The organism is Gimesia panareensis (assembly GCF_007748155.1).
GTDB lineage: Bacteria > Planctomycetota > Planctomycetia > Planctomycetales > Planctomycetaceae > Gimesia > Gimesia panareensis.
The window spans coordinates 4,381,560-4,397,861 of sequence record NZ_CP037421.1 but is presented as its reverse complement, the minus strand read 5'-3'; the positions used below and the strand labels follow the sequence as shown (position 1 = coordinate 4,397,861).

Annotated in this window: 12 protein-coding genes and 1 pseudogene; 2 read left to right on the top strand and 11 right to left on the bottom strand. The window is 51.4% G+C overall.

All coding sequences use genetic code 11. The features are described 5' to 3' along the window. Nucleotides 1-9 precede the first annotated feature (9 nt). The 11 genes from Enr10x_RS16230 to Enr10x_RS16185 all read right to left on the bottom strand — a co-directional run bounded on the left by Enr10x_RS16230 (nucleotide 10) and on the right by Enr10x_RS16185 (nucleotide 13,817). Nucleotides 10-1,638 (bottom strand): sialidase family protein, encoded by a 1,629-nt coding sequence (locus tag Enr10x_RS16230; RefSeq protein WP_145450688.1) that lies wholly within the window; start codon nucleotides 1,636-1,638, stop codon nucleotides 10-12. Between the two features lie 1,104 nt (nucleotides 1,639-2,742). After that, nucleotides 2,743-4,173 carry a M6 family metalloprotease domain-containing protein gene (locus Enr10x_RS16225; RefSeq protein WP_197997243.1) on the bottom strand — a complete coding sequence of 477 codons (1,431 nt, stop codon included), beginning with the start codon at nucleotides 4,171-4,173 and terminating at the stop codon, nucleotides 2,743-2,745. A gap of 179 nt (nucleotides 4,174-4,352) precedes the next feature. Beyond that, nucleotides 4,353-5,381: an alpha/beta hydrolase gene (locus tag Enr10x_RS16220; protein ID WP_145450687.1), complete on the bottom strand. Its 1,029-nt coding sequence runs from the start codon at nucleotides 5,379-5,381 to the stop codon at nucleotides 4,353-4,355. Nucleotides 5,382-7,133: 1,752 nt separating this feature from the next. Continuing rightward, nucleotides 7,134-7,505, bottom strand: a complete 372-nt coding sequence (locus tag Enr10x_RS16215; RefSeq protein ID WP_145450686.1) for a hypothetical protein — start codon at nucleotides 7,503-7,505, stop codon at nucleotides 7,134-7,136. 571 nt (nucleotides 7,506-8,076) lie between these two features. Then, complete coding sequence (locus Enr10x_RS30535) at nucleotides 8,077-8,205, bottom strand: hypothetical protein (protein WP_261343237.1); 129 nt, start codon at nucleotides 8,203-8,205, stop codon at nucleotides 8,077-8,079. 561 nt (nucleotides 8,206-8,766) lie between these two features. Then, the gene (gene floA, locus Enr10x_RS16210; protein ID WP_145450685.1) at nucleotides 8,767-9,810 is read right to left on the bottom strand and encodes a flotillin-like protein FloA; all 1,044 of its coding nucleotides are present in this window, start codon (nucleotides 9,808-9,810) and stop codon (nucleotides 8,767-8,769) included. Between the two features lie 239 nt (nucleotides 9,811-10,049). Beyond that, nucleotides 10,050-10,430, bottom strand: coding sequence for a hypothetical protein (locus tag Enr10x_RS16205; RefSeq protein WP_145450684.1), 381 nt, complete (start codon nucleotides 10,428-10,430; stop codon nucleotides 10,050-10,052). A 417-nt stretch (nucleotides 10,431-10,847) separates the two neighbouring features. After that, complete coding sequence (locus Enr10x_RS16200; RefSeq protein WP_145450683.1) at nucleotides 10,848-11,492, bottom strand: class I SAM-dependent methyltransferase; 645 nt, start codon at nucleotides 11,490-11,492, stop codon at nucleotides 10,848-10,850. A gap of 92 nt (nucleotides 11,493-11,584) precedes the next feature. Further along, nucleotides 11,585-12,280, bottom strand: coding sequence for a spermidine synthase family protein (locus Enr10x_RS16195; protein WP_145450682.1), 696 nt, complete (start codon nucleotides 12,278-12,280; stop codon nucleotides 11,585-11,587). Between the two features lie 184 nt (nucleotides 12,281-12,464). After that, the gene (locus Enr10x_RS16190) at nucleotides 12,465-12,662 is read right to left on the bottom strand and encodes a cold-shock protein (protein ID WP_145450681.1); all 198 of its coding nucleotides are present in this window, start codon (nucleotides 12,660-12,662) and stop codon (nucleotides 12,465-12,467) included. Nucleotides 12,663-13,205: 543 nt separating this feature from the next. After that, entirely contained in the window at nucleotides 13,206-13,817 is a 612-nt protein-coding gene (locus tag Enr10x_RS16185; RefSeq protein ID WP_145450680.1) for a MarC family protein, read from the bottom strand. Nucleotides 13,818-14,357: 540 nt separating this feature from the next. On the opposite strand from Enr10x_RS16185, the gene Enr10x_RS16180 reads away from it, so the two are divergent. Together Enr10x_RS16180 and Enr10x_RS30655 are read left to right on the top strand one after the other, a co-directional pair. Beyond that, nucleotides 14,358-14,768, top strand: coding sequence for an archease (locus Enr10x_RS16180; RefSeq protein WP_145450679.1), 411 nt, complete (start codon nucleotides 14,358-14,360; stop codon nucleotides 14,766-14,768). Nucleotides 14,769-14,782: 14 nt separating this feature from the next. After that, nucleotides 14,783-16,245 (top strand): annotated as a pseudogene (locus Enr10x_RS30655) (RtcB family protein). Nucleotides 16,246-16,302 lie beyond the last annotated feature (57 nt).

Genomic DNA, 16,302 nt, shown 5'->3' with positions numbered 1-16,302 from the left:
GTTGTGTGATCATTCCGGTTTCGTGATCACGACACCCCATTTGCCGAACTTGATTCGGTCGCCTGCCGCGACGCGGCGCTGATAGACCGAACAGACGTTGCCGGAGATCTCGCGTCCGCCCGGCATCAGAAACAGCACGAATTCGGGAACTGCAGCCAGCTCGAACCCCTGCTTTTGTAATTCGTCCGTCACGCTGTCTTGGTTGCGGTCCGGCAGCGGTGTCACGACGTAGACCACGCCCGGTGTGGTGCAGACGACTTCGGTATGCTCCATCGGACTGAAGACAAATTGCCCGCCCTTCAGGAACGGGGGCAACTTGTCATGGAAGGTATAGCTGCGGTTGCTGAAGATCGCTTCACCGAGTTTGACGTCGCGCAGTTCACCCTTGACGGGTTTCAGCTGTGCGGCGGGTTCCTTGATCAAGGTGGCCGCTTTTGCATGCTTATTCAGAGAAGTGACCCGCTGCTTCTTCCGCCAGGGCTTGGGATTGACCCCCGTGGCGTGGTTGATGAGGACGCGCTGACGCGCCGCGGAACTTTGATACTTCCCGGCCAAAACATCAGCTTCCGTGAACGTCGTCAGCAGAATGTGTTTCTCGTCCGCCCGGTTCCAGTCATAAATCACATAGATGGTCCCGTCAGGGGCCTGGGTGGCGTCCGGGTACGAAACCGTATCGCGTGCGTCCAGCAGCAACCCTCCCTTCCACGTTTTGCCGTCGTCATCAGAGAGGTAGGCGGTCAGATGGTTACGCCCGCGTCCGCGTTCATCGATTCCGTTATGCTTGATCATTAACAGATTTCCGGATGCCAGTCGCTGGATATGGAAGCGGGAAGTGGTTTGCTGCAGATGATCTTTCACTTCCGTCCAGGTGCGACCACCGTCGGTGGAGACCGCATCGCCAATCCCGTGGCCGGATGTACGGACCAGCAGCCAGAGAGAGCCGTCCTGCCGTTCGACGAGCATCGGTTCATCGCAGTTCCGGCGGTCCTTCGGAACGTTGGCGGCACCCCGCAGTGCCCAGGTGCGACCCTGATCGCGGGATACCATGACGCGACAACTGTCGTCCTGGTGCCAGATCGCTGCCGGCATGAGCCATTCCCCGTTTTTAGTGACGATCGGCTTGTTGATCATCACGCCGGGGAACAACGCCCGTGGTTTGGTCCAGGTTGGATTTTCCGCATCGGGATTCTCAGTCGTGATCGACATCGTCACATTCAGGTCGCCCCCGTTCATCCACCAGAACAGCCACAGCTTGCCCGCAGGGTCCAGCCAGAAACAGGGATCCGAAGCGCGCCGTGGTCCGTCGCCGTCGGGGTTGATCACAAATTTCAAATCGCTCCACGTCTTGCCATCGTCGTTACTGGTAGCCGCCATCACGTAGTTAAAGCGGTCTTCATGAATCGGACCGGCATACCAGCCCGCCCACAGGCGACCGCCTGGCGCGCGTTCAATCGTCGGGATCCCCTGGTATTTTCGTGCTTCGGAGTTCGATTCTGCTCCCGGAGTGAAATTCACCGGCGGATGAGCGAAATCCTTCAGCAACTCCCTGGTGGCAACGGGAGTGTCCTTCGAACCGGCGTGTAGGGAAGTACAGATCGTGAATAGCAGGAGGACGGTGAGCGTCAGGGGGAATCTCATGGTGGCAGCCTTTCAAATTTGTAGAATCATGTCGCATGTGTCGGAATCAGGAAGTCACTCAACAATTTCCAGATGAAATCAGATCCTGTCTCACCAGTGGCGACAGGAGTCCATGGTACTCTCGCGTTGCCTGAGTTTCCATCATGCCTGTTCATGATCATCCGTCACAACAAGATTTTATGGGACCACCAGATACGAGTCACGCTTTCTCTCCACCGCAGGTCTCACCCCGCTTACGGCAGCGGCATTGCCGGTCTCCCACTTAAAAGTGCCGTAGGGGATGGAGCCTGTGTGCCCGCGAGGTGAGTTTCAATCACAGTTCAAGCAACGCAGGCAACAGTGAAGCTGAACCCGCGGTGGGTGCGAGTCATATCTGCAGATGACAGCAGTTTAGAAAGAAATCGTACTTAAAATCTCTGGACGAAGAAATCAATGTATTATGATTCCTGACATCTTTGTTTATTTCTGATTGACATCAAGTGTGGACCATGCGAGAGACGTTCAATAATGGGGACTGCACAATTGATGATACTCTGCATAGACCTTTCGGCAATAATGGTTTCTGTCTATGACCCACACGATGGGAGCATAGACAGATCGTAGTGGCCCATGATACTGAGCAGGTAAATTCCCTTTCGAGTCTTCCACAGATACAACGACTGGCCCAATGCTCAAAATATAAGCCATCAACAATACTGGCACTAAATAGCACAATGCACGCACCGTCCTTGATTCTTTGTATTGCGACATATGACCCTCCTCCTCAGATCGATTTAAAATGGTGTATCAGGGACTGATTATCATCACGTTATTCACTTCCACAAGTTCCACATTGCCCTGATTAGATACAGTGTACCAGCAGTGAAGACAACTAAGCTTAACCAGCGGTTTTTACTATTTACTACAGCAAACTCAAGCATGCCATAAATAAAAAAACTGCCACAATGATGACACCGAAAATTGTTATTTAAAAATCGTCACGAGTCTACCTGGTGGTACTGGAACCGCGAGTCGATAACGTTCAACAAACAGGGGGCAGGTTTTGTGTCAAAGAGCCCAGCCCCTGTTTTCACTGTTAGCGTTTATCGAGTGATTCAAACATCCTCAATTATCGATGTCGATCTTGAGTTTCAAAAAATCATCCGATGGTGATCCCAGCACCTTAATTGTGATCCCACTCCAGGTGCCATCGGGTAAATTAATTCTCGGTTTGGTTGTCTTGCCGAGTGTTCTGACGATCTGCCCGTTCGATTTTCTATGAGGAAACAGGTCATTTTCATCGCCGGTATTCCCGAAATGACCGCTTTTAGCCAGATGACGTTTTCCGTCCGCCTGGATGAGCTCAATGGCAAGATAGTCTTCGTTATTCACATTTTCGATGGATTCGTCGACGACAAAAACAGCCAGTCCTTCATCGGGTAACGCCCGGTCCATATTGGTCTTTTTTCTGAATTCACAGATGACATATTGGGAGTTCGTCATCGTTGCACTGTTCTGAATGATGATGACTCCTCCCCCCTCACTGGCTGCTTTCAGTTCCACTTCGGCTGTGTCATCCACGACCTGAACATCAACCCAATCGTGAAACGATCGCAGCATTCCGTTGGGATAAGTGGGTGACTTTCCGCCTTCCCCCCAGGATCCCGCTGCCATCAGACAGTACATGCCCAGACCTTGAGACTTACCCGTTTCCCCGGTGTCATAGTAGTCAGCCCAACGGGCAGCGAGGTGCCCCCATTCATGAGAGCAAACACCAACCTGACAATCTTCAGGAACAGTGAGATAGGTCTGAGCAACAATTTTGGGTGTCTTATTGACGATGACGCCACCGTCGGGAATTTGCCATTTGTGACTCCAGATGTCGTAAGGTGACCCCGTCTGCTCTGCACCGCGACCGGCATGGATAATGAACAGGGCCGTGACAATTTTTTCGCCAAAGGCGTCATAGCCTGCAAATGAAACTCCCTCTTCCAGTGCGATTTTAACGGCGTCACGGGCAAGTCCCTGCGAATTTCTCGGAAATGTGGTTAACGTTCCCGATCCTCCATTCGTGTAATAAGACATGGGCCTGGGCATACGGAACCAGCCGTGCACTTCACCTTCGATTTCAACGATCGAGTTACTGACTTCCCAGTAGTATTCAGTCATACTGCCTGAGGGGAGGGACCCAAATAACATTTCTGAGAAAATTCCCTGGGTATTCTCCGTGGCGTGGGGCTGATCTTCGAAGTCGACAAGTAATACGATCGTTTTGACAGTCCCCGAGAGCTTTTTCATGGGACGGCTGATTTTTTCAATCTCTTCAAACTGCTTGTCTTTGACTTCAGTAATTAATCCATCATCGATGCCCGGTACACTTCTCCCGCGGCGTCGTGATAACCAGTAGGAAAAATAATCTCGGAACTCCCACTTTTCGGGAATTCGTTTTTGGTTTTGCAGCTCTCTGAATCGTCCCCATAAACGCTGCATCAACGTGGGATCAGGAGGCACAAGGCAGGGAACAGCAGGATTACAAAAGTGGCGTTTCAATTTCATTTGTATTTTCCGATCTGTAAATTCTCTGTGGACGATTCTGTTTCAGCTCAATCTTTCTCTGGGATGCCGTCAGGAAGTCATTTAAGGAAGCGGCACTCAATCGTTTTTGCGTCCTGCTCTCTTCGTTAATTCAATTCAAACAGACATTGAGAGTCTGCCCTCCTGTTTCATGCGTCATCCTACTTCTTCGACTTCGTGCGTTTTTTTCGCGTTGTTTTTTTCGAGGTGGTACGAGCCGGTTCAAGAATGCTGGTGTTGATCAGGCCGGTCTTGTCGGGGACGCGTCCTGTCAGCAGAACTTCGAAGATGTGATTGAACACGACGCCGGGTTGTCCCTTTCGCGTACCTGATCGAAAATAAGTGTGCCCCTTGGGGTAGTCGTATTGCGTGTTCACATCATCGCAGTCGACGCTAAAGACATTCTTGGGAACCAGGGTCAGATCCTCAGGCCCGCTATGCCCCAGCCTGCGGGAGGCAATTTTATTCTTGAGGTTGGCTCCTTTACTGGCTCTTAAGGCCAGGTCATCCGAAGCATAGTAAACCACAACATTACGGGAAGCGTTGCAGATATGCTCCCCTTTTTGTCCCGGCTCTAATGTTTCGTTGACGACATCCGCTGCCACCAGAAATGAATTCCGGAAGATCAGCGGCACACCGTCTGCCAGATCGTAATAATTCCAGTTGTACAAGGTTTCGCGATAGACGCGATTGCCCATCGAGTGCGCGAGCACGTTGATGCGTTTCAGGCAGGGGTCGAGTTCCGGATCATTGTCTTTAGAATTCCTCCACTCAATAAATTTCTGGATGACGCGGGAATAAGCGTAGCCGCTCGCATCTGCAGACTTCTGGTCATCCCAGTAGTTGGAGGCGATCGAATTTTCATCGCTGCAAGGCCAGATAAGCGGGATCACCAGGACTTCTTTGCGCTTCGCTTTATCGCACAGAGACTGGAACTCTTGAGCCGCTTTGAAGATGTCTGCAGGCTGATTGGCGAAACCATGAATGTACAATAAGATTTGTTTGTATTCTGCCTCTTTGACTTTTTTGAGCAGGGCCGCGCTGCCAATTTCTGTGATCGAGCCATTGGATTTTCTCTCACAGTAAAAAACCGATTTAGAACAATCCGCGTTGAAGAGATCGAAGGTAAAGCTGCGACCGATTTCTGTTTTGATCCCCTCTTCCGGGATTCTGTTTGTGATGAACAACATGCCTGGCCCCTCTGTACAATGTTGTGGAAAAGGTGTGAATGTGCTTATCGTGTAACACAAAAATACACTATGGTCGATCCGTGGGTGTATTCAAACAAATATCTGAAGATTTGCACAAATTATTCCTGATTTCCCCATTCAGGAGCGGGGGATATCCCGCACAATTTTTGAATCAAACAACAATTCGCGAGAGGAAAACAGAGTCATCCGACGCTCTATTTCAATTATGCCTTTCGCGTCAGATGAGAATCTGCTTTCCACTTTCAATTCCTGATAACATCATCACTCTTCATAAAAGTACAGCATCTCGTCGGTGTGCCACTGATCGGCTTGCCCGACAGTGCTGTATCAGCCAACGGTTTCCCACTTCAGATTCACTCCCCACCAGTGCCGCTGCTCTGAACATTTCCCACCTCACAAATCCTCCCTGACGACTGAACAGACTGGACTGGACCCGCACCAGCACCTCGCCAGAATGCCTGGTTATGCGTCGCGCGCGCGAGCAAACACTACTTTTTCACGGGAACATTTAGAACCGATGTCACAAACACACCATAAAACCCTCTGGTTTCAGCACGATTTGAAAAACCACTGCGCATCGAAGCACTCCATTTTCGGTCAAGTTTTACCGCTTATTAACGCATAAATGCCGCTTATAGCCACCAATCAACACGTTTTATAAAGAGGTCCCGCAGAACAGAGAACAGCAGATCAATCAAAAACAAAGGGTACCCCCGCAGGCAATTCGCAATGGTCGCACCAGACGTAGCGACCGACCCGTGTGTCGGCCCGCCTGGCAATTTACAATACTTCATCAACCGGCAATTGGGAAAAGTGCGATTCCCATTCATCAGAAACACAACAAAAACAGGGTGCCATAGTTGGCTTGCCCAACTGTGCTCTCACACAAGGATCCCACAACAAAATCGCAGGGCAGCCCGGATACAATCCGGGCCGAGCACAGGAGGCAGCAGCTCCCACATTCGATTCAAAAGAACCAGCCCCATTCTAGCGATCGGCGTTCCCCCACACAGATGAACCTGGATCACTACTCTCCAGGGATCAGTCACCAGCGAAAGTAATTTTCGGGTGGTCCGGGATGGAATCCGGGATTCCCGCAGGCAACAGGAGGTCACAGAGAAAATGCATCGCTGAATTCAGGTTTTGAGTGTTGATCTCTATTCAGTTTCCCACGCTGACAGCAAAAAAGAAAAATGAGCCGCAGGTCGTTAGCCCCGGTTGATACGACTTTGGTATAAACCATCCGAATTAAGAAACACTACCTGGCCCCGGTCAGGCGTCATTGGCACGAACCAGTTCAAATCAAGAAACGCGACCTGGTTCTCGCTTCCCCTCTCAATGAAGCCGTAGGGGCGGAGCCTATGTGCCCGCCCGCCTGGTGACGTCCCACCAGAGCAGACTCCCCACGGAACCAGAACAACACCGCAAATCATGGGGCGTTGTGTGGCACTGTTGGCTCGCCAACAGTGATTGAGTAACCCTCCCAAATCAAGAGAAAAAAGGGTGAGCCCGAATGCAATCCGGGCCGAGCGCAGCGAGCAGGAAACATGAATAGGAAAAGTATTACGCTTCCTGAGACAACCGAATCGGCGTCTGCCCCCTTTTCGTATCTGAGCAAAAAGCCCAGGCCAGCCAGTACCGTGATGCAAAAAGCCGAAGTCCCGGAACATCTAAGCCATTGACTGTAGCGTACAGTGTGCAGCAATGCTGAGTTCAAACAGGGGCGGCCGATCACTCAAGCGACAATTCCGCCAGATCGATATCGACGGGCACCGTCCAGGCTCTCCGTTTTGCTTGTTCCCACAGTTCCACGGGCAATTCGACATGATACCTCCTCAGGTAGTGCGACAGGAAAGCAGGCCATGCCCAGACTCCATCCGTCAGAATATGACATGCGCCGCTTCCGGCAACTTCACGATCGGGCGACAGCACATCCCGGGCCTGGCCCATGATACAGGCAAACACCTTGCCCTGGTCAAGATATGAGGCCATTTCGTTTTCTTCAGCATGGCTTGACGGACGGACGGCCTCCATCAACGCCGGCCCTGATGATCCGCCAAAACACTCATTGAAGAACCCAACCGGACGAAGCTCACGTTTCATTATGGTCCCATTCTCTCTGGTCCACCGCTGCATTTGCCTCAATCAAGGCTGGTCGTTCCACTTTAAAGTCGGATCGTACACTGGAATAATTTAAGGCGGCTGGACTCATAAAAAAGTAGGAGTCCTGCCCCGAATGGTACTCTCGAGTTGTAACGTGTTTCAAGTGGTATTGTTGCTTAATGCCAGGTGGCACTGCAGGCTCGCCAACAGTGAATGAATAACACACCCAAATCAAGAGAACAAGGGGTGAGCCCGAATGTAATCCGGGCCGAGCGCAGCGAGCAGGAAGTCGCAGGGAAAACGCATCGCTGAGATAGCACGTACTTTCGTTGGATTCGGGTCTGACCCCTTTACGGTTCGCCCGGCTGTGAAGAAATAGATCCCTCTAAGAATGTGTGCACGACAAGATTAGGTATTCAGAAAGTCTAATGAACAATAATAGTGTTACCCAAGTCTCCGTACGACTGTTACCTATCTTTACGGTCTTTACAGGGAGACTGCCCTACGCTACTGAAGCCCCATCCGTTGTACGTGGAATTTTCGGTACTCATATTATCTACACCTGCTTTAGTTACACTTTTTCTTTGTTAGCAGGTTTGATTGCCATCAGCGTAACAAGTGCGAGAACAAGGCCAATTAAACACGATGCACTGACATGCCAAAACAGGATCAGGCGAGTTTCATCAGAGGTGATCATCATTGGATTATCCCCAAAGAGAACACGCCTGATTTCCACTGAATACCATTCACCCAATGGGCAAGCGATAGTTCCAAGGCCCGATGGAAACGAACCATACATGAATGCAAAAAATGATCAATGAACACAATATCCAAACCACGCTAAAACGTTTGGTTTTGACTTGACTCAAAATCATCTGTGCACCGCTCTTTCTATCTGATGGTGTCCAGTTTTACTGTAGCGTCTCCAGGGCCATTTGGACAGAATATATTAAATTGAGAAACGCTACGTTTAAATGCGGCGCGCTCTAGAAGACTGCGTATGGTGAAGCAGGGACAGACGCATCTTGGTGACACTCGGGAAAACGACACGAAATCAGAGAACCCGTAAAAGACGCAAGACGTCAGGGCGAAAGACAAGTAAGAAAATGAGGGCGCAGGGACTTGAACCCTGGACCTGCGGATGAACAGACGTTGCGGCAGGATTTGATCCAGTGACCTCCGCGTCCAGAATGGTCAGGGGCAGCTTTGGAATACTAAGCGGGAAAAAAATCAATATGCCGGGAAGCAGAAAGACTTAGTTCTATCCCCTGTTTCCCAGTTTCGGAGTCCATGAATAATGCTTGAGATCTGGGGCAGATACTGGCCTGATGCCCTGTCTGGTGTTCTGTGTCAGATCCTCATCCTCGGGCTTGCGCTGGTCCTGCAATGGTTCTGAATACAGTCGGCCTGCCCGGAACGTGTCAGCCAGGGCGAGTGGAATCTGTGCCTCAGCCAGAACAACCAGGGCCTGATTCTCTTGTGTCCGGGCCAACATTTCCTGTTCCCGGGCTACTGCCATCGCCCGCCGTCCTTCCGCTTGTGCACGCGCGATGTTGACGTCCGCATTGGCCTGTGTGATACGCAGCTGTGCTCCGATGTTCCTGCCAACGTGAATGGAGGCAATATCAATGGAGATGATCTTGAACGATGTCTGTGAATCCAGCCCTTTAGCGATGACTTTTCGAGAGATCAATGTCGGATCAGCCAGTGCTTCCTGGTAAATGTCACAGGCACCGATTGCGGAAACAATTCCCTCACCGACTCGCGCAATCACGGTCGATTCCGCGGCACCGCCGATGAGTTGGCTGAGATTGGTCCGGACAGTCACCAGTGCTCGGACCTGTAGTTGAATGCCGTCTTTGGAGACACCGTCCAGAGTGGTATGGACGCCGGCTTTCGGTTCAGGACAGAAGATGACTTTCGGGTTTACGCTGACTCGGACCGCCTCCAGGATGTCGCGACCCGCCAGGTCGATGGCAGCGGCAGTATTCCAATCGAGCTTGATCTGGGCACGTTGAGCCGCAATCAGGGCAAGTATAATGCGGCCTACGTCTCCCCCGGCCAGATACTGGGCCTCAATCGCATCGGTCGAGATACCGGTAAGTCCTGCCTGAGCAGCCATTATTTTGGCCTGGACAATGACTCTCGGATCAACTTTCCTGAGTGACATCATGATGAGGGACAACATCTGAATGCGGGTCCCCGTGACATAGGCTTGCAGCCACAATGAAAAATATCTCACTCCGATGAGAAAAAGTCCCACTAAGACAGCGGCTGAGATCAATATAAGCCAGAGACTATTCATTCCAGATTACTTTCACTGCCAGTCCATGTTTCCGCGGACAATTCCCCTGTGAGCTTGAATACCTGCAACAGGGGTTCCGTTGTGAAATCTGGACGGTATCTCCTGTTGGTGGTTCGACGTCCGCTACAGCTTCTGGCAGGGGAACGCCGGTAATCAGCACAGTCTGCAGGCACCTGCATTTGAAGAGTAATTCCTGCCCCTCAGCGAACTGTTGTGCTCATAGAAAAAAAGATCAGTCGCTATGCTTCCATTGACAGGTTTTGAGAATCAACACTGTTCTCGAACTGCTCACAGCGATCTTTGACAGACAGAAACGGCATTCCGTCGGTTTTGCGGTAACGTTCGGCCCGGATGAACCAGAATGCCAGCCCACCTGTATTGTGCCTGGGGGTTCGGGACTTTCTGGGGGATCTGACTCCCAGCGAACCTTTGCGACCCGTCTTCTCCCATCCGCGGGCTTCCATGATCATGCGCACCAGAACACCAATCGCCTGCCGAAATCGCATACTTCGCTGGAAATGCACGCCGGACAGAAACTGGTTGACTTCCGGCAAGGATTCCAGTTCACGAACGACGCCTGCCAGGGGAGACCGATCATGATGCAGTTCTGACTCTTCCATCCTGCGCTGCCGATCCGGACAATCGAAAAATTGCAGAACGGCATCAAATGGCTCATCAGTTTCATTAAAAACATCCGAGAAAGTTCGGCCCTGGCTGTCTTCGAGAAATTTCTTTCTTGTGATCTTTACTTTTGGCATCAGCCAGGTCCTTGTGATGAAAGTTATGAACGGCATGTATTGCAGGTACAAATACAGCACATGCAAATATTGTATCTCCACAAGATTGAAAAACAACAGCAGTATCGAGAGTTTGAAAAGATTGCCAGAATTATGGACTCGTTATTGTCCCGGTCCCGAGTCGACCAGGGGCATTCTGACAGGCCTGTTCCATGTACAGCAGCCGGCAGTTATTTTCGCGGAAAACCCATCTCATGTTTGAGATGGTTGTCTGGTATTAAGCATCGAAACCCGAATGTATCACTCATTGTCAGACGATTCGCACACCTTCCGTCGCAGGCGCACCGTCTCGGGATAGTCGTACGTCAGTAATAGAGCCCCCTCAGCGGCATATTCCTCGAACAGACTTGAGATCAGATAATCCTCACCGGGCCAGGGGTAGGCAAAAACAACGTCAAAATCTTCGAGGCCACGTTGGAGTTCTTCGTATCCATCCTCCGCATCAGTGATGAGCCAGGAATAAGAGGCGTTGTTGTCGACATAGGCTTCCTCGGCTAGAGATTCGGCGCCCGAGGGAATAAAACTACCTTGAGCGAACTCGACGGACAGACCGAAGTCATCTGCCAGCCTGCGGGATGCATCAACCAGATCTTGATCAATTTCAATTCCACAGGCCATGAACTCAAGCATCGAAGCTAACGACGCTACCACTCCGAAACCGCTGCCCCATTCGCACAGCGAACTCCCGGAGGCAAGATTCGCACTGGTGATGGCTTGCAGAGCATGATAGACCGTTTTGAAATCACTCGGGACGAAGCCAGTGGCGCGGCGTGGATTATTCTCAAGAAACTGACTGACTCTCAAATCAGCTTCGCGCAAAAAAGCAACAATTGCGTCGGGCAAGACCGAACTGTGATTCGAGATTTCAATTTCCGCTAAAGGCACACCAGATATTCCTGCAGGGACGTCGGCTCAGTGGAAGCCACCTTGCCCCGTCGTATGAAGAAACAATCGATAAAGAATCGACTGCAGCAGACTCAGCCACGAGCAAAAAAGAGCCAGTCGGTCTGCTGCTCGTTGATCAGATTGTTAAAAACCGTCACGGGCTCAATACGAACTTCGCGGAATACCTCATGCAGCGCATCGACAAACCGGGAGCTCTCTGCGTACGACCAGACGCCGAGAATCCCGTCTTCTTCCAGGTGGAGCTTCGCACGCTGCAGTCCATCGGTTGTGTAGAAATTACCGCTGGCATCATCTAGATTTTCATCCGGTGAATGATCCACGTCGATGAGGATCAGGTCATGCTTCTGTTCCGGCGGACTGGCCAGTTGCTGATAGATGTCACCCTGAGTTACCTTGAGGCGATTCTCTGCGTTCAGCTTGTCTGAGAGCGGGACCAGCCCTTGTTCCAGCCAGTTGATCACCTGCGGAAGAAACTCGACCACCTCGCATTGTGAAACCCGCTCGGATTCCAGTGCTGTCGCAGAGGTATACCCCAGGCCGAGGCCTCCCACCAAAACACGTAGACCAGATCCTGAGTGCATCTGCAGAGCAATTTCCGACAACGCCTTCTCGGAGGCCGTCAGATAACTGCTCATCAGGAATTCGTGGTTGAGCGTGACTTCAGTGACAATCGTTCCCGGTTCGCACAGTAACTCGCGACGCCGCAAACACAGTATACCGAGATCGGTCGGCTCATAGGCGAGAATTTCGAATAACGGAGGTTTCATAGAAGAGCGGGTTTCGTAACGAAGGATATTGGCAGCCTGACAGGCAACGCGCGTATCTATCTGTTCTTCTTTTCTGGTTTCCGTTATCAGATTGAAAAGGTATTAAGCTGGGGCTTTAACTTGATAACCTTTTCGCTTATCTCCGTTTCGCCGTGCTTGGAAACGAATGTCGCTCGTGGTTCCGTCAGATCGGTTTAACGTTTTCTGCACAGGGGCCTTTCGGTCCGCGTCCTTCGGTGTACGACACCCGTTGCCCTTCCTGGAGCTGGTCGAATGGAATTCCTTCGAGATTCGAAGAGTGGAAGAACAGGTCTTTGCCAGTTCCGGTATCGATAAATCCAAAACCCTTCTGCATCACTACCTTGATCGTGCCTTCAGCCATGTTACGTCCTGTTCCTCAAAAAGAGTTTCTATGCGGAGCTGCCTGACACTACAATGGAGAGACCAATTCGCCGCGTAGACGAAGCGTACCTGACAGGATGTTACCAGGTCAACACGCAGGACCAATGTTTGTGCTGAGTATTTAGATTAAAACAGAGCGTTTCCTGAGAGAGTTCAGCAGAGATACTGGTGGCGGGTTCGAGAAACGGACTCTTTACTGACACAAATATGGTTAAATGTTTCTGCACCACAAACATGAAAACGTACGGGCAAAATTGACCAGAGTAACGGGCATGATTCAATTTCTGTCCAGAACGAAGTGTCACGAACCGGAATATCTCAGGCAAGTCCAAACCCCTTTGTTTATTTTCAATGCCAAAGGTGGCAGGGCTTATAAACCCGGGTCGATGCAATTATTTTCCTCGGCAAAGAGTTTGGTTTAAAGTAAAACACGATACGAAGCAGGCACTTCCGGAAGACCTGGGTGATTTAGTTCATTCAGGACTTATTTGGTTGGCCGCCGTATTACTTTGTACTTCCCAGGTTAAAACTGTTGCGCCCAGGTTTGCAGTCCCCGCATGATCATTTCAACGGCGATCGTCCCGACGTACAACGCTGTTACCCGGCCAGCAACTTCGATATAGCGTTGAACAAGATACTCCCGTTTCTGGCGGACATAGTCGTGTAGTTCTTTCAGAACCAGCATGAGTGAAACGGAGATTCCCAGGGCGAGAACAATGGCACCGCAGGCAACCAGTGGTTCGAGTCTTTTCCCCACAACCACGCTGGCGCTCAACGTCCCTGGCCCGATCAGTACAGGCATCGCAATTGCTCCGGCCAGATTCTCAGATTTTCCGTTGAGGATCTCAACCGCCGATGGTCCCTTGAAGACAAACTGGATACCAATCAGTAAGAATACAATCCCGCCGAATATCTGAAAGGAAGCGAACTCAGCCTGGATTACACTTGAGAAGATCACGTCGCCGATCAAAGCGAAACAACTGAAGACCGCCGCCGAGATTGCTGCAGCAACAAGCAGGACACGGTAGAACCTCTTCCTGTCGAGAGTTTTGACGATGTCAAAGAGGTAAACAATGACCAGGAAAGGATTGAGCAGTGCGAGTAGAATCGAAACGGCACTCAAGAATTCCAGCATCTGTCTCTCTCACACAAATTAAAATTCACCTGCACGAACCAGTTCTGATGTTATGCTGACCTGGAACAGATACGATTCAAAGAGCTGTTTTTTACTATTCTGATCTGCATCCATAAAGGGGCCATGGCACACTATGATATGATACCAGCCGATAAGAAAACTTCAAGAAGTGACGTCAATACCACTTGATGCTTACCGTAAGTGACTGCTGATTTAGAAACGCACCAGGGCATTTAACTCGTTGAGTAACTCAATCAAAAAACGTAAGTTAAACCGTGTGTGTTAGGGGCCGATCGACGTACTGTCAGTGAGGGGCCTGCTCACACGAGCTCGCTGTGACATAATCTATTTCCTGCTTCTGAAAACTCTTTAGGTCGACCACCTTTGAGGGAAGCTATACTTTTGCGATAGCAGAACATTTAACATTTTCTCTAATGTAGTATTGTTTTTAGATTTTGAATTCAGATGGCAGCTAATAGTTTTATAGAATTCAATATGAGCAATAAAAGTCATGAGCTACTGCCAAAGAAAGAGGCTGGTATGTATTCCACTTTTGAACATACAGCGGATATCGGACTGGATGTACGAGCTGAGAGCCGGGAAACCCTGTTTGCTGAGGCGGCATCAGGTCTGCTGTCGATCCTGGTGGAGGATCCGGAGACGGTCCGACCCGAGCAGGAAGTGACGATCTCTGTGTCGGGAAACGATCTGGAGTATCTGCTGTTCGACTGGCTCGATGAACTTTTATTCCGCTTTGAGACCAGCCAGCTGCTGCTCTGTGAATATGATGTCCGGTTTCACGCTGAGGGAATCACTGTCTCAGCCCGGGGGGAAACCTTTCAGTCAGACCGCCACAGGCTGGCACATGAAGTAAAAGCGATTACCTATCACCAGTTGACTGTCCAGCAGACCGCAAAGGGCTGGCAGGCTCGATTTATTGTTGATATCTGAGTAGGGAGGATCGCATGGCACAGGGTGATTTTACCGGTCCGCTGGAACGGATCAATGATTACTGCTGGCGTATCCCGCGTCGTTACAAGCAGGGGATGCGGGTTGAGGGACGTATCTATGTCAGCGATGCCTTGATCGATCTGGTGCGGCATGATCAGGCCCCCGAACAGGTGGCAAACGTGGCCTTTCTGCCGGGGATTCAGATGGCCAGCCTGGCGATGCCCGACATTCACTGGGGGTACGGCTTTACCATCGGTGGTGTCTGTGCCACCGATCCGGAGGAAGGGGGCGTGATTTCTCCCGGGGGTGTGGGCTATGACATCAACTGCGGTGTGCGGTTGATGCGTTCAAACCTGTTCTATGAGGATGTGAAACCGTATCTGCCTGCATTGATCGAAGAACTTTTTCAGCAGGTGCCCTGTGGGGTGGGGCGGACCGGGAAGTACCATTTCAGCGATCAGGAACTGTGCCGGATGATGGAATTCGGGCCCGCCTGGTTCAAAGAACGTGGACTGGTAACAGAACATGACATTGCGCATAGGGAGCACACGGCTGCCTCTCTGGTGCGCGGCCAGAACTGGTCAGCGAGCGGGCACTGCTGCGGGGCGCGGATCAATGCGGGACACTGGGATCGGGCAATCATTTCCTGGAAGTTCAGATGGTGGACCAGATCTTTGATCCGGTCGCGGCCCGCGTGATGGGGCTGGAGCAGGATATGGTCTGCGTCATGATTCATTCCGGGTCCCGGGGACTGGGTTACCAGGTCTGTGACGATGCCTTGAAAGCACTCCGCGGGGTTCCTCAGAAATATGGCATTCACCTTCCGGACCGTCAGCTGGCCTGTGCGCCCGTGTTGAGCCCTGAAGGAGAACATTACCTGGGCGCGATGCGGGCGGCCGCAAATTATGCCTGGTGCAACCGTCAACTACTGATGCATCAGGCGCGGGAAGTCTTTGAGACCGTGTTCGGCTTTTCCTGGCAGGAAATGGAGATGACGCTGATTTATGATGTTGCCCACAACATTGCCAAGCTGGAAGAACACGCCGTTGACGGAAGTAAGAAGCAGGTCTGGGTGCATCGGAAGGGAGCTACAAGGGCCTTTCCGGCAGGGCATCCGGAGGTTCCTGAACAGTACCAGGAGATCGGTCAGCCGGTATTGATTCCCGGCGATATGGGGCGAGCCAGCTGGGTGCTGGTGGGGCAGCCGGGCAGTATGGAACAGACCTTCGGTACAACCTGTCATGGTGCGGGCAGGCAAATGAGCCGCAAGCAGGCGGTGCGTGTGTCTCAGGGGCGGGATATCGATGAGGAACTTCGGGCCCGCGGCGTGATCGCCCGGGCACGGAGCTGGCGCGGCCTGGCGGAGGAACAGCCGGATGCCTATAAGGACGTGAGCCTGGTGGTGGACGTGGTTCATCGGGCCGGTTTGTCACACAAGGTCGCCCGGATGCGGCCGCTGGGGGTCATTAAAGGTTAGCGGTGATTGAATTGAAAAACACAGTTGAATATCCCAAAAATAATTCGGAAAATTCTC